At 72.6% G+C, this 17,676-nt stretch carries 15 protein-coding genes and 1 riboswitch; of the genes, 5 read left to right on the top strand and 10 right to left on the bottom strand.

Going from position 1 to position 17,676, the window contains the following annotated elements; genetic code table 11:
* Together EST54_RS34310 and EST54_RS28925 are read left to right on the top strand one after the other, a co-directional pair.
* A partial coding sequence (locus tag EST54_RS34310; protein WP_338059687.1) for a DUF6777 domain-containing protein occupies nucleotides 1-1,075 on the top strand: 1,075 nt, incomplete at its 5' end.
* Between the two features lie 326 nt (nucleotides 1,076-1,401).
* Complete coding sequence (locus EST54_RS28925; protein ID WP_244942638.1) at nucleotides 1,402-2,583, top strand: L,D-transpeptidase family protein; 1,182 nt, start codon at nucleotides 1,402-1,404, stop codon at nucleotides 2,581-2,583.
* Between the two features lie 45 nt (nucleotides 2,584-2,628).
* Here EST54_RS28925 and EST54_RS28920 read toward each other — a convergent pair whose 3' ends face one another.
* The 3 genes from EST54_RS28920 to EST54_RS28910 all read right to left on the bottom strand — a co-directional run bounded on the left by EST54_RS28920 (nucleotide 2,629) and on the right by EST54_RS28910 (nucleotide 4,888).
* Nucleotides 2,629-3,096 carry a hypothetical protein gene (locus EST54_RS28920; RefSeq protein WP_129250665.1) on the bottom strand — a complete coding sequence of 156 codons (468 nt, stop codon included), beginning with the start codon at nucleotides 3,094-3,096 and terminating at the stop codon, nucleotides 2,629-2,631.
* Between the two features lie 38 nt (nucleotides 3,097-3,134).
* Nucleotides 3,135-3,548 (bottom strand): cupredoxin domain-containing protein, encoded by a 414-nt coding sequence (locus tag EST54_RS28915; protein WP_129250664.1) that lies wholly within the window; start codon nucleotides 3,546-3,548, stop codon nucleotides 3,135-3,137.
* 281 nt (nucleotides 3,549-3,829) lie between these two features.
* Nucleotides 3,830-4,888: an aldo/keto reductase gene (locus tag EST54_RS28910; protein ID WP_129250663.1), complete on the bottom strand. Its 1,059-nt coding sequence runs from the start codon at nucleotides 4,886-4,888 to the stop codon at nucleotides 3,830-3,832.
* A 162-nt stretch (nucleotides 4,889-5,050) separates the two neighbouring features.
* Nucleotides 5,051-5,267: riboswitch (cobalamin riboswitch) on the top strand.
* A 159-nt stretch (nucleotides 5,268-5,426) separates the two neighbouring features.
* Here EST54_RS28910 and metE point away from each other — a divergent pair.
* Nucleotides 5,427-7,751 (top strand): 5-methyltetrahydropteroyltriglutamate--homocysteine S-methyltransferase, encoded by a 2,325-nt coding sequence (metE, locus tag EST54_RS28905; protein ID WP_129250662.1) that lies wholly within the window; start codon nucleotides 5,427-5,429, stop codon nucleotides 7,749-7,751.
* A 139-nt stretch (nucleotides 7,752-7,890) separates the two neighbouring features.
* Here the strand turns inward: metE and EST54_RS28900 are convergent, their stop codons facing one another.
* On the bottom strand, nucleotides 7,891-9,948 hold the full coding sequence (locus tag EST54_RS28900; protein ID WP_129250661.1) for a phosphocholine-specific phospholipase C: 2,058 nt from the start codon (nucleotides 9,946-9,948) through the stop codon (nucleotides 7,891-7,893).
* A gap of 228 nt (nucleotides 9,949-10,176) precedes the next feature.
* Between EST54_RS28900 and EST54_RS28895 the strand changes: the two genes are divergently transcribed.
* Nucleotides 10,177-11,067, top strand: coding sequence for a class I SAM-dependent methyltransferase (locus EST54_RS28895; RefSeq protein ID WP_129250660.1), 891 nt, complete (start codon nucleotides 10,177-10,179; stop codon nucleotides 11,065-11,067).
* Between the two features lie 162 nt (nucleotides 11,068-11,229).
* Here the strand turns inward: EST54_RS28895 and EST54_RS28890 are convergent, their stop codons facing one another.
* From EST54_RS28890 to EST54_RS28870, 5 genes are all read right to left on the bottom strand, one after another.
* Nucleotides 11,230-11,772, bottom strand: coding sequence for an ATP-binding protein (locus EST54_RS28890; RefSeq protein WP_129250659.1), 543 nt, complete (start codon nucleotides 11,770-11,772; stop codon nucleotides 11,230-11,232).
* Between the two features lie 166 nt (nucleotides 11,773-11,938).
* On the bottom strand, nucleotides 11,939-14,077 hold the full coding sequence (locus EST54_RS28885; protein ID WP_129250658.1) for a xanthine dehydrogenase family protein molybdopterin-binding subunit: 2,139 nt from the start codon (nucleotides 14,075-14,077) through the stop codon (nucleotides 11,939-11,941).
* Between the two features lie 99 nt (nucleotides 14,078-14,176).
* Nucleotides 14,177-15,172: an FAD binding domain-containing protein gene (locus EST54_RS28880; RefSeq protein ID WP_129250657.1), complete on the bottom strand. Its 996-nt coding sequence runs from the start codon at nucleotides 15,170-15,172 to the stop codon at nucleotides 14,177-14,179.
* Nucleotides 15,169-15,780, bottom strand: a complete 612-nt coding sequence (locus EST54_RS28875) for a 2Fe-2S iron-sulfur cluster-binding protein (protein WP_129250656.1) — start codon at nucleotides 15,778-15,780, stop codon at nucleotides 15,169-15,171. The genes EST54_RS28880 and EST54_RS28875 overlap by 4 nt, the downstream gene beginning before the upstream one ends.
* Nucleotides 15,781-15,895: 115 nt before the next feature.
* The gene (locus EST54_RS28870; RefSeq protein ID WP_129250655.1) at nucleotides 15,896-16,282 is read right to left on the bottom strand and encodes a hypothetical protein; all 387 of its coding nucleotides are present in this window, start codon (nucleotides 16,280-16,282) and stop codon (nucleotides 15,896-15,898) included.
* A 232-nt stretch (nucleotides 16,283-16,514) separates the two neighbouring features.
* Between EST54_RS28870 and EST54_RS28865 the strand changes: the two genes are divergently transcribed.
* Complete coding sequence (locus EST54_RS28865; protein WP_129250654.1) at nucleotides 16,515-17,333, top strand: lipase family protein; 819 nt, start codon at nucleotides 16,515-16,517, stop codon at nucleotides 17,331-17,333.
* A 54-nt stretch (nucleotides 17,334-17,387) separates the two neighbouring features.
* Here EST54_RS28865 and EST54_RS28860 read toward each other — a convergent pair.
* On the bottom strand, nucleotides 17,388-17,676 hold a 289-nt coding region (locus EST54_RS28860), incomplete at its 5' end, for a VOC family protein (protein ID WP_129250653.1).

The raw sequence follows: 17,676 nt of genomic DNA, 5'->3' as shown, positions 1-17,676 counted from the left end.
CGCCCCCGCCGCGCCAGCCGGGGGCGGCGGAGCCGGGGGCGGCAGGCCCTGGTGGCGGTCGGCCCCGCGGGTCGCGATCATCGCGGCCGTCGTGGTCGCGGCCGTGATCATCACCATCGTGCTCACCCGGTCGAGTGGCACCACGAGCGAGGTGTTCGCCCAGCCGGCCACCTCGACCGGCCCGAACCCGGTCACCAAGTCGTCGGCGAACGAATCCGCCCCGGCCCCGTCCGCCACGCCCAAGCCGGCCAGCGGCTCCAACAGCGAATTCTCGGGCGCGACACCCGGCCTCTACGGCGGGACCGAGAACAGTGCGAGCTGCGACGTCGAGAAGCAGATCACCTACCTCACCGGCGCCCCCTCGAAGAACAAGGCGTTCGCCGGTGTCGTGGGCGTCACCCCGGGCGATGTCCCGCGCTATCTGCGGTCGCTGACGCCCGTACAGCTGGCCTATGACACCCGGGTCACCAACCACGGCTACAAGGACGGCAAGACCACCGAATTCCAGTCGGTCCTGCAGGCCGGCACCGCGGTCATGGTCGACTCGTACGGCGTGCCGCGGGTGCGCTGCAAGTGCGGGAACCCGCTGACGGCGCCGAAGGCCCTCAAGGGAAACGTGACGACGGTCGGCACGAAGTGGCCCGGGTACCGGTCCACGAAGGCGGTCGTCGTCAAGCCCGCGAAGTCCAGGATCCAGGAATTCACGCTGCGCAACCCGAAGACGGGCACCTGGTTCAAGCGCCCCCAGGGAACCACCGGCACGTCCGACAGCTCGACCTCCCCGCCCTCCGAGACGCCCAGCGGACCCACCTCCTCCCAGCCGCCGCCCAACGAGTCCCCGTCGTCCGGCGAGACGTCCTCCGGGACCACCGGCTCCCCGGGTACGAGCACCGGCACGACCACCGGGCAGCCGCCGGAGACCACGGGAGGCAGCAACACCACCGGCGGAGAGCCCTCGTCGACCGGAGGGGGGACCGGTCCGGGCGGCGGGACCACCGGAGAGACGACGGGCGGTGAGACACCGGGCAGCGGCGGGTCACCCGGCGGCGGTGGCGGAACACCGCCGTCCACCTGACGCTTCCGACCGGCGGACGCTTCCGACCGGCTGACCCTGTCTCCCGCGGCCCCGTCGCGGGCGGCAGGGTCAGCCATGTGACCGAGGCCGGCCGCCGTTCGACCGAGACCGGCGCCGTTCGACCGAGGCCGGCCACCGTCCGTGGCCGGCCGCCGCCGTCTGGCCAACGGCCCGATATCGAACTGTGTCCTAATGAATCGGTGCACGGGACAACCAACTCGGCAGACACACCCTCTGCATATGCGGCGGGTGCATTGACAGCCCTGAACGTGACCCCTCAGGGCCGGGCTCCGCCACTGTCAGCTGTTCTGCTTTGGAGGACCCCCGTGCACGCCGCACCACGCCGCCACTCTGCCCGGTTGATACCCGCCCTGACCGCGGCGGCCGCACTGTTGAGCGCGTGCGGGCCAGGTACGGACGCATCGAAGGCCGACGAACCGTCGACCAAGGTGACCGTCACCCCGTCCGCCGGAACCAAGTCGGCCAAGCTCGGCTCGCGGATATCGGTGCGGGCCGACGGCGGAAAGCTCACCTCCGTCGAGGTCAAGACCGACAAGGGTGACAAGGTCGCCGGGCGGCTCGCCGGTGACGGCACGTCATGGACCTCGGACGGCAAGGTCGCGCCGCAGACCACCTACACCGTGCACACCAAGGCGAAGTCGGCCAAGGGCAAGGAGTCCTCCGGCACCTCGGACTTCACCACGCAGCAGGCCGACAAGGTCAACAAGCTGACCAACACCCCGGGCGGCGGCCAGACCGTGGGCACCGGAATGCCGGTCTCGATCCTCTTCGACCACCCGATAGCCAAGGACCGGCGCGCCGAGATCGAGAAGGCGCTGACCGTCACCACCCAGCCGAAGGTCCAGGGTGCCTGGGGCTGGGTCAAGGACTACTCCGGCAAGGACCGGATCGACTGGCGGCCCAAGGACTACTGGCCGGCCGGCACCAAGGTCTCCGTGAAGGGCGCGCTGTCCGGGATCAACTCCGGCACGGACGGCGGCTGGTTCGCCCGGGACTACAACTTCGGCTTCACCATCGGCAAGGACCGCAAGGCCGTCATCGATGTCCCGTCACACACCCTGACGATGTACGAGAACGGCAAGGACGTCGGCAGCATCAAGGGCTCCGCGGGCTCCCCCGAGGCCCCGACCCGCGGCGGTGTGCACACGGTGCGCAGCAAGAACGCGGCCGAGACGATGGACTCCGCCACCATCGGCTACGGCGACAAGTGGAAGCTGGACTCCAAGTGGGTCACCCACATGACCGCGTCCGGGACCTTCCTGCACTCCGCCCCGTGGAACAAGTCGATCGGTGTGGAGAACAACAGCCACGGCTGCTTCGGCATGACCACCTCGGACGCCAAGAAGATCTACGACTTCCTCCCGATCGGCGCCACGGTCGAGGTGAAGGGCACCAGCAGCACCGCCAAGACCGATGTCGGCAACGGCCTGGAGGTCTGGCAGGAGAGCTGGCAGCAGTGGCAGCAGCGCAGCGCGCTCAACCACTGACCCGGACGGCCGCACGGACTCGGCACCGAACCGGACCGTGCGGGCTCATCTGCGGTGTCTGCCCGGCGGCCGGGCGCGGGTGAACAGCAGGAAGACGGTGGCCAGGACGGCGACGGCCTGGGCGAGGGCGGCGATCTTCTTGTCCCTGATCCAGGCCGGTTCGTACATGTTCGGCACCGGCCCCAGCGTGCCGACGTCCACGTAGGTGTACAGGAGCAGCAGCGCGAGGCCGCCCGTGGCGACCAGCCAGGCGAAGAGGTCGGCCGCCGGACGCCGCCAGACCAGCACCAGCAGGGCGGCGATTGCGGCGAGGACGGCCTCGACGCGGAAGAGGGTGCCCTGGCCGATGGTCGCGGTGACCGCGTCGTACTGCGAGGCGAGCCGGGCATGGACGGCGGCGTCCACGGCCAGCCCGGCCGCCGCGAGCACCCGCGCGATGCCGCGGGCGACCCGGCGGGCCCGCCCGCGCCCCGGTACGGAGCCGTGCTCCGGTGCGGAGCTGTCTGGTGCCACGGCATCTCCAAACCTCATGGTGAGCGGCGGTCGAGCCGTCAGCGGACGGTGAGCGTGCCCTTCATGTACGGGTGGATCGTGCAGATGAAGGGGTAGCTGCCGGCCTTGCCCGGAGCCTTGAAGGTGACGGTCTTGCCCGGCCCGATGCTGCCGGTGTCGAAGGGCTTGGAGCCGGTGGCCGTCACGGTGTGGGTGGTGGAGTCCTCGTTGACCACGGTGACCGTGCCGCCCGGCCGCACGGACAGGGCGGCCGGCTTGAAGGCGAAGTCCTTGATGGTCAGTCGAGCGGTGGCCGGGGCCGCGCTGGTCGGCCCCGCGGTCACAGTCGGCACGGAAGGGGTGCGGGACCGGGACGGGGCGGTGCCGCCGCCGCTGTTCGTACAGCTGCCGAGGCCCACGGTGCACAGCGCGACGGCGGCCAGGGCGACGGCCGGGCCGGCGGTTCTCCTCATCGGGCGTCCTTCTCCTTCGGTCCGTCCGGTCCGGCCCCGGGCGGGCCACCTCCTGACTCAATAGACAGCAGACGCCGCCGCCCGGCCATCCGGGCGGCGGCGTTCGGCGTACACCCGCCCCTCCGGGGGCCGGGCGGCGGGGTGCGGCGTGCGGCCCCCCGGGAGGTGCGGGTCTCGGCGGCGGCGAGCGGCGGGTCCGTGGATCCCGCCGGCCGGTTCAGCCGACCCCGCCGGCCGGTTCAGCCGACCCCGCCGGCGGGTCAGCCGATCCCGCCAGCGGCTCAGCCGATCCCGCCGGTCGTCCGGCAGTAGGTGGAGCGGCGGTCCTCGATCCGGTCCCAGCGGTCGCCGTAGACGTTCTCGACGACCTGTGGCTGCCGCAGGAAGTCGTGCGGGAAGCCGAGGGAGACCGCGCTGGTCCGGTCGAGCCGCGCCAGCGCGTCGGCGTCGAGCGTGACCTCGACCGCGCCGAGATTGTCGCGGAGCTGGCTCTCCTTGGTGGCGGCGATGATCGGGATGACGGTGCCGGGCCGGCCGCGCAGCCACGCCAGCGCCACCTGCGCCGGACTCCAGCCGCCCTGCTCGGCGATCTCCAGCACCGCGGTGACGGTCTCCTCCGCCTGGGGGTCGCGTGCGCCGTCCGCGGCCTCGCCGTCCAGCCGGCCGGTCTCCCCGCGGCGGTATTTGCCGGTGAGCTTGCCGGCCGCGAGCGGCGCCCAGGCCAGCACGGCCAGATCGAAGGCGCGGGCCTGCGGCAGCAGTTCCCGTTCCGGCGTCCGCTCCAGCAGGTTGTAGCGCAGCTGCGAGCCCGCGAACGCGGTCCAGCCGCGCAGCTCGGCGAGGGTGTTGGCCTGGGCGATCTCCCAGGCCGCCCAGTCGGAGACGCCGACATGGAGCACCTTGCCCGACCGCACCATGTCGTCGAGCGCCCGCATCACCTCCTCCACGGGCGTGAAGTGGTCCCGTGCGTGCACCCACAGCACATCGACGTGGTCGGTGCGCAGCCGCTCCAGGCTGGCCTCCACCGAACGGACCAGGTTCTTGCGGTGGTTGCCCGCGGCGTTCACGTCGCCCTTGCGGGTCGCGCAGGTGTATTTGGTGGCCAGCACGAAGTGGTCCCGGCGGCCTTCGAGCAGCTCGCCCAGGATCCGCTCCGAGGAGCCCTCGGTGTAGTTGTTGGCGGTGTCGATGAAGTTGCCGCCCGCGTCCGCATAGGCGTCCAGGATCCGGCTGCTGGTGTCCTTGTCGGTGCCCCATCCCCGGCCGCCGCCCATGGTCATGGCCCCCAGGCTCAGCTCGCTCACCCGCAGGCCGGTCCTGCCGAACAGTGTGTACCGCACGATGTCCCCTTCGTTCCGCGACAGGTGGTCACGTCCTGCGCCCACGCTAGGAGCTGGAGTGCACTCCACAGCAAGGCACGGCGGCGGGCGCGCCCCCGGTGGCGGTGGCCCATGTCACGCGCGGGAGTCCGGGGGCCGGTGTCCGATCGGGGCGGCGGCGCCTAGGGTGGCGGGTGCAACTGGTTCGCCCTGCCCGCCAGGCAGGCGCGTCGCAAGAGGGAACCCGGTGGAATTCCGGGACTGCCCCGCAGCGGTGAGTGGGAACGACCGCCGTCATACGCACTGGGCCCGGCCGGGTCTGGGAAGCGACGGCCAGTAGATGTCCGCCTCGGCGGATGTGCCCACGAGTCCGAAGACCTGCCAGTGCCCCCGTGCGACCGGTGCACGGGGCGATCTCGGTGACCTCGAGGGCAGGTCGGCGGACACCTCAGGCGGGCACGGACGGCGAGTTGGCGCCGCGGCCCGCCCGGTTCGCCGTCCCTTCGCGCACTCGACCCGTCCCGGGGTCCATGGAGTCATACTCGCGAAGGAGAGTTCCGTGACCAGCACATCCGCCGCCGCGGCCGCCCGAGCCACCGTGCACGGCTACCCCCGGCAGGGACCGCACCGGGAACTGAAGAAGGCCGTCGAGGGCTACTGGAAGGGCCGCGTCAGCGCCGACGCCCTCGGGCACACCGCGGCCGCCCTGCGCCGCGACACCTGGCAACAGCTCGCCGAGGCCGGTGTCCACGAGGTGCCGACCGGCGACTTCTCGTACTACGACCACGTCCTGGACACCACCGTGATGGTGGGGGCGATCCCGGCCCGGCACCGCGCCGCGGTGGCCGCCGACCCTCTGGACGGCTACTTCGCGATGGCCCGCGGCACCCAGGACGTGGCGCCGCTGGAGATGACCAAGTGGTTCGACACCAACTACCACTATCTGGTCCCGGAGTTGGGCCCGGACACGGTCTTCGCCGCGGACTCCGTCAAGCAGGTGACCGAACTGCGGGAGGCGCTCGCGCTCGGCCTCACCGCCCGCCCGGTGCTGGTCGGTCCGGTCAGCTACCTTCTGCTGGCCAAGCCCGCGCCCGGTGTCGCGGCCGGCTTCGACCCGCTGACGCTGCTCGACCGCCTGCTGCCCGTCTACGCCGAGGTGCTCGCCGATCTGCGGGCGGCCGGCGCCCACTGGGTGCAGCTGGACGAACCGGCCCTGGTGCAGGACCGCTCCCCCGCCGAACTCGACGCCGCGGCCTGCGCCTACCGGGGCCTCGGTGCACTCACCGACCGCCCGCAGCTGCTGGTCGCCTCGTACTTCGACCGGCTGGGCGAGGCGCTGCCGGTGCTGGCCAAGGCGCCAGTCGAGGGCCTGGCACTGGACTTCACCGGCGCCGCGGCCGGCAACCTCGCCGATCTCGCGGCGGCCGGCGGACTGCCCGGCAAGCGGCTGGTCGCCGGGGTCGTCAACGGCCGCAATGTGTGGCTCAACGACTTCGAGAAGTCGCTGGCCACCCTGGGGACGCTGCTCGGTCTGGCCGAGCGGGTCGATGTGTCGTCGTCCTGCTCGCTGCTGCACGTCCCGCTGGACGTCGGGGTGGAGCGGGAGATCGACCCGCAGATCGCCCGCTGGCTGGCGTTCGCCCGGCAGAAGACCGCCGAGGTCGTGACGCTGGCGCGCGGTCTGAGCCGGGGCACCGGCGCGATCGCCGCCGAACTCGCCGCCAACCGGGCGGACCTGGCGGCCCGCGCACGGTCGCAGCTCACCCACGACCCGGCGGTACGGGCCCGGGCCGCGGCCGTCACCGGCGCCGACGGCCGCCGCTCCCAGCCGTACGCCGAGCGGGCCGCCGCCCAGCGCGCCCACCTCGGGCTGCCGCTGCTGCCGACCACGACCATCGGCTCGTTCCCGCAGACCGACCAGCTGCGCGGGGCCCGCGCCGCGCTGCGGGCCGGGCGGATCGACGCCGCCGCCTACGACGAGCGGATCGCGGCCGAGATCCGCGAGGTCCTCGCCTTCCAGGAGAAGGCCGGTCTCGACGTCCTGGTGCACGGGGAGCCCGAGCGCAATGACATGGTCCAGTACTTCGCCGAGCAGCTGACCGGCGCGCTCACCACCCAGCACGGCTGGGTGCAGTCCTACGGCACCCGCTGTGTCCGCCCGCCGATCCTGGCCGGTGACCTCTCCCGCCCCGAGCCGATGACGGTGCGCTGGACGCGGTACGCCCAGTCACTCACCGACCGCCCGGTCAAGGGCATGCTCACCGGACCGGTCACCATGCTCGCCTGGTCCTTCGTCCGCGACGACCAGCCGCTCGCGGACACCGCCCGCCAGATGGCCCTCGCCCTGCGCGACGAGGTCAACGACCTTGAGGCGGCCGGGAGTTCGGTGATCCAGGTCGACGAGCCGGCGTTGCGGGAGACGCTGCCGCTGCGCGCTGCCGGCCATGCGGAGTACCTGGCCTGGGCGACCGAGGCGTTCCGCCTCACCACCGGCGGGGTCCGTCCGGACACCCAGATCCACACCCATATGTGCTACGCGGAGTTCGGCGACATCCTCCGGGCCATCGACGACCTCGACGCCGACGTCATCAGCCTGGAGGCGGCCCGCTCCCACATGCAGGTCGCCGGGGAGCTCGCCACGGCCGGCTATCCGCGCGAGGTGGGGCCGGGCGTCTACGACATCCACTCCCCGCGCGTGCCCGGCGCGCACGAGGCAACAGCCCTGCTACGCAAGGGACTTGAGGCGATTCCGGCCGAGCGGCTGTGGGTCAACCCGGACTGCGGCCTGAAGACCCGCGGCTGGCCCGAGGTGCGCGCCGCGCTGGAGAACCTGGTCGCGGCGGCCCGCGGGATCCGCGACGGACTGCCCGGCGCGGCCTCCTGAGCCGGCCGGGCTGATCCGACCGGACTGATCCGACCGGGCCGGGGCCGGCGCCCGCAGGGGTACCGGCTCCCGGCCCGGGGCACCCGCCGTGTGCGGGTGCCCCGTTGCGAGGGCGGCGGGACGTGCCCGCGCCGCCCGCTCAGCCGGTGATGATGGCCGGGTCGCTGACGCCCGGCTCGCCGTTCTCCACATGGCCGGCGAACCGGCGCAGGAAGGTCTTGTCCGTGTCGGAGGTGACCGACAGGTCGTACCAGCGCTTGCTGGCGCGCAGGTCGAGCGGCTTCTTGACGGTGGCCCCCGCGCGGACGGGGTAGGTCTCGCTCGCCCCGCCGTAGGCGTTGGTGACGGTGAGGTGGCAGTCGGTGCTGCCGTGGTTGGTCAGGGTGAGGACGAGGCGGCCTGCGGTCGCGTCGTGGCGGGCGGTCACCTCGGGTCCGGTCTTCTTGCCGTCGCCCTTGAAGGTGCGCAGGAAGCCGTTCGGGCCGAAGACCGACAGGTCGTAGCCGCCCTTGGAGTACGAGGTGTTCCAGGTGTCGGAGATCTTCTTGCCGGCCTCCGTGGTGTACGTCCAGGGGCCGTCGGTGCGGTTGCCCGCGGTGACGGTGAAGCAGGCACCGGCCTTGTCGCCGCTCTTGAAGGTGAGGGTGTAGCGCCCCGTGGAGGGGGTGGCGGACCCGTCGACGAGCGGCGCGTACGGCAGCGGGCGGGAGGGCCGGGAGCCCGGCTCCTGCTTGGGCAGGACGGGGTTGGCAGGCGGCTTCGGCACGTAGCTGTCGTGCCGGTCCTTGTCCGGCGGCCGGTAGCCGTCGGTGGCCGGCAGCGCGGCCGGCTTGGTGTTCTCCAGGCCGAAGTCGAAGGCGGAGGTCAGATCGCCGCTGATGGCGCGCCGCCAGGGCGAGATGTTCGGCTCGTGCACCCCGAAGCGGCGCTCCATGAACCGGATGATGGAGGTGTGGTCGAAGACCTCGGAGCAGACGTAGCCGCCGGTGCTCCAGGGCGAGACGACGAGCATCGGGACGCGCTGGCCGAAGCCGTAGGGTCCGGCGGAGTAGGTCGCGTTGCCGCCGAAGGAGTCGAGCTTGGTGTCAACGGTCGACAGACCCTGGTCGGCGGAGGCCGGCGGGAACGGCGGGAGGACGTGGTCGAAGTAACCGTCGTTCTCGTCGTAGGTGATGAACAGGGCGGTCTTGCTCCACACCTCGGGGTTGGAGGTGAGCGCGTCCAGCACCTGGGAGACGTACCAGGCACCGTAGTTCGCGGGCCAGTTGGGGTGCTCGGAGAAGGCCTCGGGGGCGGCGATATAGGAGACCTGGGGCAGCTTGCCGGCCTTCACATCGGCCTTGAGCTGGTCGAAGAAGCCGTCGCCCTGCTTGGCGTTGGTGCCCGTGCGGGCCTTGTCGTAGAGCGGGTCGCCGGGCTTGGCGTCGCGGTACTGGTTGAAGAAGAGCAGCGAGTTGTCACCGTAGGTGCCGCGGTAGGCGTCCTCGATCCAGCCCCACTTGCCCTCGGCGTCCAGGCCGTCACCGATGTCCTGGTAGACCTTCCAGGAGATCCCGGCCTTCTCCAGCCGCTCCGGGTAGGTGGTCCAGCCGTACCCCGCCTCCTCGTTGCCCAGGACCGGGCCGCCACCCGAGCCGTCGTTGCCGACGTGGCCGGAGAACATGTAGTAGCGGTTGGGGTCGGTGGCCCCGATGATCGAGCAGTGGTACGAGTCGCAGATGGTGAAGGCGTCCGCGAGCGCGTAGTGGAACGGGATGTCCTTGCGGGTCAGGTACGCCATCGTGCCGGTGCCCTTGGCCGGGACCCAGCTGTCGTACTTGCCGTTGTTCCAGGCCTTGTGGCCGCCCGCCCAGTCGTGGTTGAGGCCCTCGATGAACTGCATGCCGAGGTCCTCGGCGTCCGGGTGGTAGGGCAGGACGTCCTTGGAGCCGTCGGACTGGTGCCAGACGGACTTGCCGTTGTCGAGGAGGAGCGGCCGCGGGTCACCGAAGCCGCGCACGCCCTTGAGCGAGCCGAAGTAGTGGTCGAAGGAACGGTTCTCCTGCATCAGGACGACCACGTGCTCGACGTCGTGCAGGGAACCGGAGCGTCGCGCGGCGGGGATGGCCGCGGCACGGGCGATGCTGCTCGACAGGGCCGAGACGCCCGCGGTCGCGCCGGCGATCTGGAGGAAACGCCGCCGATTCAGTTCAGGCATGAGATGGGGAACCTCGTCGTGTGTGCGGGAATTCGCGATGGTGGGGGTGATGCTGTGCGGTGATGGAGGGATCAGTGGGAAGTACAGCGTCAGCAGAGTGTTCCAAGAGGAACGAGCATCGGGGAAGGGGGTGTGACACGGGTGTGACATATCGCGGTACGCACGGCGAACACCCTGGTCGGGCAGGAGAAGCCAGGAAAACCGGCCACGACGGACGAGGAGAGCGCGATGAGTCAGGGAGCCGCGGGAGACGACGGGACGCTCCCGCCCGATGAGGTGGCGGCGGGCAACACCGCGCAGGCCCAGGCGTGGAACGGCCAGGACGGGCAGCACTGGGCCCGGCGGCGGGAACACCTGGAGGAGCGGTACCGCCGGCTCACACCGCGGCTGATGGCGGCGGCCGGGATCCGGGCGGACAGCCGGGTGTTGGACGTCGGATGCGGCAGCGGTGGCACGAGCCTGGCGGCGGGGCGGGCCGCTCCCGAGGGGTCGGTGCTCGGTGTCGACCTGTCGCGGCCGATGCTGGCCGAGGCCCGGCAGCAGGCCGCGGCGGCCGGGCTGTCACAGGTCACCTTCGCGAAGGGCGACGCCCAGATCCACCGCTTCGCCGACGGCGCGTTCGACGTCGTGCTCAGCCGCTGCGGCGTGATGTTCTTCGCCGATCCGCGGGCGGCCTTCCGCAACCTCGCCCGCGCTCTGCGTCCGGGCGGCCGGCTGGCCTTCCTGTGCTGGCGGGAGCTGCGCGAGAACGCCTATCTGACCGTGCCGTTCGCCGCCCTCGCCCCGTATGTGCAGCTGCCCGACCTCGGGGCGCCGGGCGAGCCCGGGCCGTTCTCCCTGGCCGCCGCCGACCGGATCACCGCGCTGCTGGGCGGCGCCGGCTTCGAGGAGATCTCACTCACCGCGCTCGACGAGCCGATGTGGATGGGCACCGACGCGGACGATGCGGTGGCCTCGCTGACCACCATGCCGATGGCGCAGGAGATGCTGTCCGGGGTGGACGAGGAGACCGGGACCCGGGCGCGTGCCGCGCTTCGGGACGCGATGACCGCGCACCTCGGCCCGGACGGGGTCACCCTCGGCAGCGCGGCCTGGCTGGTGACGGCGCGGCGGCGGTGACCCGCGCGGCGGGCCGGTCCGGCACCGACGGAACGCGGCGGCCCGCCCCGTCCCGCACACACTGACGGAAAGGCGGTGGCCCGCCCCCTCCCGCACGCACTCGCGGGAGGGGGCGGGCCACCGGTTTCCTGGCCTCTCTCCGTACGGAGAAATGACGGTGCGTCAGGCGACCGACACCGACGCCGCCTCCGGGGCGGCGCCGGCGGCCGCCTCGGGCACGGGCTCGACGAGCGGCTCGGCGGGGACCGGAGGCGGCACCGTGGGCTGGCCCTTCGTGTCGGGCACGCTGCGCAGCGGGGTGCGGGCCGTCAGCCGGGACTTGCGGGCCGCCTCGACCCGGCGGGTGAACCAGATGACCTTGCCCTCGGGGGTGCCGCAGGTGCCCCAACTGTCACTCAGCGCGGCCACCGTGGAGAGCCCGCCGCCGGCGGCGCTGAGCAGCTTGGGCAGCCGGGGCCCCTCGTCGGCGACGGAGGCCGTGAGGTGGCGGCCGGTCCACCGGAGTTCGACGACGCACCGGGCGTCCGGCCCGATATGGCGATGGACGTTGGTCAGGAGTTCCGCCACTCCCCGGCACACGGGCGGGATATGCAGCTCAAGATCCCAGTAGCGCAGATGCGCGGCGAGAATCCGCCGGATCTGCGGCACACGCTCCGCCGAAGCATGCAGTTCGACCGTGTAGTGCCGGTCGCCGGGATGTGTCATGTCGTGGCTCCTCACCGCGAGGCTCACGCCCTTCACCTCGTTGGACCAACGAACCCCGAACACGAAGAGTGAGCATTTATCACGTATGGGTCATTTGTCATGGTGACCCGGCGGGGCGGGTTCCGCAACAGATCTTGGAGCTCGCGGGCCCTTCCCGGCCGGCTCCTCACCCGGTCCCCTCCTGGCGGGCCCGCAGCCGCGGCAGGACCTTGTCCGCGCTGAGCGGCAGGTCGCGCAGCCGGATGCCGGTGGCGTGCCGGAAGGCGTTGGCGACCGCCGCCGCGGTGCCGACGATGCCGATCTCCCCGATGCCCTTGCTGCCCATGGGGTTGAGGTGCGGGTCCTCCTCGTCGAGCCAGTGCGCCTCGATCTGCGGGACGTCGGCGCAGACCGGCACGTGGTAGGAGGCCAGATCGCACTCGGCGAAGTCCCCGAACGCGGGGTCCAGCCGGCTCCCCTCCATGAGCGCCATCCCCAGCCCCATGGTCATCCCGCCGATGAACTGGGAACGCGCCGTACGGGAGTTGAGGATCCGGCCGGCCGCGTAGACGCCCAGCAGCCGGCGCAGCCGGACCTCGCCCGAGACGGTGTCGGCCTGGACCTCGGCGAACGTGGCCCCGAAGGCGTGCCGGGCGTAGGGGGACCGTTCGGCCGCCTCCTGACGGGTGTCGGCGACGGCGGTCAGCCCACCGGCCGGCAAGGGCCCGTCGTGGTGGCGCAGTTGTGCCCGCAGCGCCATACAGGCCTTGTGGACGGCCCAGCCCCACGAGGCGGTGCCCATGGAGCCGCCGGCCAGCATCGCGGGCGGCAGATCGCTGTTGCCGATCTCGATGTGGACCCGCTCCTCGGGCACGGTCAGCGCGGCGGCGGCAATCTGCGCGAGGACGGTACGGGCGCCGGTGCCGATGTCCGTGGCGTTCACCCGGACCCGGTAGCTGCCGTCGGCGGCGGCCTGCGCCTCGGCGCTGGACGGGGCGACGTAGACCGGGTACGTGGCGGCCGCGACGCCGGTGCCGAGCAGCAGGTCGCCCTCGCGCCGTACGCCCGGCCGGGGATCCCTGGGCAGCCAGCCGAAGCGCTTGGCGCCCTCCCGGAGGCAGCCGATGAGATGCCGGCTGCTGAAGGCGCGGTCGCTGTCCGGCTCGGTGTCCGGCTCGTTGCGCAGCCGCAGTTCGACGGGGTCGACGTCGAGCAGCACGGCGAGTTCGTCGACGGCCGACTCCAGGGCGTACATCCCGGGGGCCTCGCCCGGTGCGCGCATCCAGGAGGGGGTGGGGACGTCGAGCGGGACGACGCGGTGCACGGTCCGGCTGTTCGGCGAGGTGTACATCATGCGTGCCGGGACCGCGGCCTGCTCGACGAACTCCTTGACGGTGGAGGTGTGGGTGGCGATCTCGTGCGCGAGGGCGGTGAGCACCCCGTCGTCGCCGGCCCCCAGGCGCACCCGCTGGACGGTGGGCGCGCGATGGCCGACGACCGCGGCCATCTCACGCCGCGGCAGGGAGAGTTTGACCGGACGCCCGGTGTGCCGGGCGGCCATCGCGGCCAGGACGACCTGGGGGCGGGGCGTCCCCTTGGAGCCGAAGCCGCCGCCGACGTGCTCCGAGACGACCGTGACCCGGCTCGTGTCCAGCGAGAACAGCGCGGCGAGGTCCTCGCAGACCTTGGTGGCGCCCTGGCTGGAGTCGTGGACGGTCAGCCGGCCGTCGCTCCAGTGGGCGGTGGAGGCGTGCGGTTCCATGGGGTGGTTGTGCAGCGGGGGCACGATGTAGGTGGCGTCGACGGTGACCGGTGCGGCGGCGAACTCCCCCTCGAAGTCGCCGCGTTCCCGGGTCCCGGGATAGCCGCCGTTGGCGATCTCGGCCTCGTACAGCCCCGGATGGCCGGCCGTCAGCAGCACGTCGTGCTCCTCGGTCGCATAGCTGACGCGGACGGCCTCGGCGGCGGCGCGGGCGGTTTCGAGGCTGTCGGCGACGGCGAGCGCGACGTACCAGCCGCGGTGCGGCACCCGGTCGTCCTGGAGCAGCGACAGCGTCGGGTCGTCGGCGACCGCGAGGCGGGGTGCGTTCTCGTGGGTCAGCACCGCGCACACCCCCGGCAGCGCGAGCGCCCCCGCGGCGTCCACGGCGGTGATCCGGCCCCGGGCGACGGTCGCGGCCACCGGCCAGGCGTAGGCGCAGCCCGGCGGGGTGTGTTCGGCCGCGTAACGGGCGGTGCCGGTGACCTTCTCCCGGCCCTCCCGCCGGGCGAGCGGGGCGCCCAGGGGATAGGGGGGTGGTCCGAGCGGGAACGGGTCGGGGCTCATGGCTCGCGTCCTTGGGTCGGGGACGGGGGGATGGGGATCGGCTACGGCGGGGGCGCTCCGGTCGTCGTGGTGTCGGCGGTCGGCGGTCGGGGGCGTCGGTCAGCGGTCGGCGGCCGGGCTCGCCAGGCCGGTCAGCACGCTGACGGCCAGGTTGCGGGCGAGCTCGACCTTGAAGGCGTTGTCGCGCAGCGGGCGGGCGGCGGCGAGTTCGGCGTCCGCGGCGCGGGCGAAGGTGTCCTCGGTGGCGGGTGCGCCGTGCAGCACCTCTTCGGCCGCGCGGGCCCGCCACGGCCGGTGCGCGAGCCCGCCGAACGCCAGCGCCGCCCGCCCCACGACGCCGTCCCGCACCTCCAGTACGGCGGCCACGGAGGCCAGGGCGAACGCGAAGGAGGCGCGGTCGCGGGCCTTGCGGTAGCGGGAGCGCGCGCCGGGGGCGGCCGGCGGGAGCCGGACGGCGGTGAGCAGTTCGCCGGGCCGGATCACGGTGTCCTGCTCGGGCCGGTCGCCGGGCAACCGGTGGAAGTCGGTCACCGCCACCGTGCGCTCCCCGTCGGGGCCGTGCAGCTGCACCTCGGCGTCCAGGGCGGCCAGGGCCACCGCCAGGTCCGAGGGCTGGGTGGCGACGCAGTGCGCGGAGTGGCCCAGGACGGCGAGGTCGCGGTGCACACCGTCGCGGGCCGGGCAGCCGGTGCCCGGGGAGCGCTTGTTGCAGGGCTTGGTGGTGTCCTGGAAATACAGGCAGCGGGTGCGCTGGAGCAGATTGCCGCCGGTGGTCGCGGTGTTCCGCAGCTGCCCCGAGGCGCCGGCCAGCAGCGCCTGCGACAGGACGGGGTAGCGCTCGCGTACGGCGACGGCCGCCGCGAGGTCGCTGTTGCGGACCATCGCACCGATCCGCAGCCCGCCGTCCGGCAGTTCCTCGATGTCCGCCAGCGGCAGCCGGGTGACGTCGATGAGCAGCGGCGGTGCCTCCACGCCCAGTTTCATCAGATCGACGAGGTTGGTGCCGCCGCCGAGGAAGCGGGCGCCGGGCCGGCCGGCGGCGGCCCGTACGGCCTCCTCGACGCTGGTCGCCCGCAGATATCCGAACGGTTTCACCGCGCCACCTCCTGGCCCGCGGACCGCGCCGTTCCGCCGGGCCGGGCGCCGGCGTCCGCGACCGCTTCGACGATCCGCGGATAGGCGCCGCAGCGGCACAGATTGCCGCTCATCCGCTCGCGGATCTCGTCGGCGGTGAGCGCGACCGGTGCAGTGGGGTCCGCGGTGGCCGGGGTGACGTGGGACGGGAAGCCGTCCGCGGCCTCGGCGAGCACACCGGCGGCCGAACAGAGCTGGCCCGGGGTGCAGTAGCCGCACTGGAACGCGTCGCGATCCAGGAAGGCTTCCTGGAGGGGGTGCAGCCGCTCCCCCTCGGCCAGGCCCTCGACGGTGGTGAGCCGCCGCCCGTCCTGGGCCACGGCCAGCAGCAGACAGCTGTTGGCGCGCCGCCCGTCGACGAGCACCGTGCAGGCGCCGCACTGTCCGTGGTCGCAGCCCTTCTTGGCGCCGGTGAGACCGAAGTGTTCGCGGAGCAGGTCCAGGACCGTGGTCCGGTGGTCCACGGTCACGGTGTACGCCACGTCGTTGACGTGCAGGACCAGCTCGGAACGCGACTCGGCGGCCGGTGCGGCACCGCCGCCGTCCGCCGGAGGTGAGGTGGGCTCCACTCGCTCCTGCCTTTCCGCGCCGGGCCCGGGGGCAGGTGCTGCGGCCCGGGCCGTCGTTCTGCGCCGTGGTCGTGATCCCCGTGGTCCCCCCGGTCCGCCCCCCTTCCGCGGCTCCCTAGCGGGTCTCCAGCCGCAGCTCGACCTCCTTTTCCTGGTCGCCGGCCGCGGTGCCGAGGACATGCACCGCGAACGCCGACTCCAGGCCCCTGCACAGCTCGTCGACTGCCCAGTAGCCGCCCTGGAGGCTGACCACGACGGGTGCGGACAGCCGGCGGGGCTCGGCCGCGGCCTTGCGGTCGCTCACGTCGAAGGTCGAGGTCCACACGGTCGCACCCGGGCCGGCCATCTCCTCGGGTACGTCGTCCGCCTCCCGGTCGGAGCTGAAGGTGGTGCGCAGCGCGCTGAAGACGGCATGTGCGTCCTGGGTCGCACAGCTCTCCAGTTCCACCATCACCTCGTCCGGTACATGTTCCGCGTGTGCCGCCTGCTGTGCGCCGTTCACTGTGGGGCCTTCCTTCGTGGACCGTCCTCCGGAGCCGAACGCTTCCAGGCTCGCCCGGCGGCCCGGTGTGTGCGACCGGAGGCTCGAACGAGTGGTTTGAACGGGCGGCACCGCACAGCACTCCGCACCGGAGTTACGCTGAGTAGCCAGTGCAAGCTCTCTGTAATCAGCGGCGGAGGGCGCGCCTCGCCCGGCAACCGCCGCATCCACCGTCGACCACCAGGAGCCTTCGTTGACCAGCACCACGATCGACCAGAAAGCCACCGGCTACACCGTCCGCCATGCGCTCGCCATGGCGCGCGCCGCCGCGCTCGCCTACCAGGACCAGGCAGCCATCGATGCCGCCGCCCGGGCCTGGGGCTTCGACCGGGTGCGCCATCACCACACCACGTTCCGCCCACCGTTCCCGCTGGAGGACACCCAGGCGTACACCCTCGGCGGCCACAGCATGATCATCACCAGCTTCCGCGGGACGGAGCCGGCCCAGTTGCGCGACTGGCTCTCGGACGCCACCACTCCACCATGGCCCGGCCCCGGCGGCCGGGGGTACGTCCACTACGGCTTCGCCGAGGCCCTGCGGTCCGTCTGGCCGCAGGTCCGCGCCGCCGTCGACGAGTTCCGCGACAACGGCCAGACGGTGTGGTTCACCGGCCACAGCCTGGGCGGGGCGCTGGCGATGCTGGCGGGGGCCCGGCTGCATTTCGAGGAACCGCATGTGACGGCCAACGGCGTCTACACCTTCGGCCAGCCGCGCACCTGCGACAGGCAGCTGTCCAAGGAGTTCAACACGGCCTTCTCGGACCGGATGTACCGCTTCGTCAACAACAACGACATCGTGCCGCAGCTGCCCCCGGAGCCCACCTTCCATCACGTCTCCGCGCTGCGCTACATCGACTCCAAGGGCGCCATCCACCACACCATGCCGCTGCTCAGCGGCGTGCTCGACCATGCCAGAGGCCTCACCGCCGATGCCCTCGCGCCCGCCTCCGACGGCGTCCGGGACCACTTCATGGACGCCTACCTCCACGCCCTGGAACAGAACCAGGAGTGACCGGCCGGGCCCGGCACGGCCGACGGACCGAAGGCGGGCGGGCCGCCGCCCCGGTCAGATCTGCTGGGTGAGGTTGACCGCGTTGCCGTCCGGGTCCTGGATGTGGGCGACCCGCTGCCCCCAGGGCATGTCATTGGCCGGGCCGCGCACCGTTCCGCCGAGGGGCTCGACCCGGTCCAGGAGAGCGTCGACGTCCGCGACGGCGATGCTGAGCAGGATGCGGGTCGGGGTGCCGGTCGCCACGTTCGGGTCCGCGACAAGGCCCAGCTCCGAGCCCCTGATCCGCAGTCCGACGAAAAAGGCCGGGCCCTCCTCGGGCACCCGGGTGAACTCCTCCGCGCCG

Source organism: Streptomyces sioyaensis, from assembly GCF_004122735.1.
GTDB classification, from domain to species: Bacteria; Actinomycetota; Actinomycetes; order Streptomycetales; family Streptomycetaceae; genus Streptomyces; species Streptomyces sioyaensis.
Note: the sequence above shows the minus strand (reverse complement) of the source record. Positions and strands in the feature narration are given on the sequence as shown.

Excerpts from the sequence above, each read along its gene's own strand:
- EST54_RS28915 (WP_129250664.1), bottom strand. The coding sequence starts at position 3,548 with ATGAGGAGAACCGCCGGCCCGGCCGTCGCCCTGGCCGCCGTCGCGCTG.
- EST54_RS28890 (WP_129250659.1), bottom strand. The coding sequence starts at position 11,772 with ATGACACATCCCGGCGACCGGCACTACACGGTCGAACTGCATGCTTCG.
- EST54_RS28895 (WP_129250660.1), top strand. The coding sequence starts at position 10,177 with ATGAGTCAGGGAGCCGCGGGAGACGACGGGACGCTCCCGCCCGATGAG.
- EST54_RS28885 (WP_129250658.1), bottom strand. The coding sequence starts at position 14,077 with ATGAGCCCCGACCCGTTCCCGCTCGGACCACCCCCCTATCCCCTGGGC.
- EST54_RS28900 (WP_129250661.1), bottom strand. The coding sequence starts at position 9,948 with ATGCCTGAACTGAATCGGCGGCGTTTCCTCCAGATCGCCGGCGCGACC.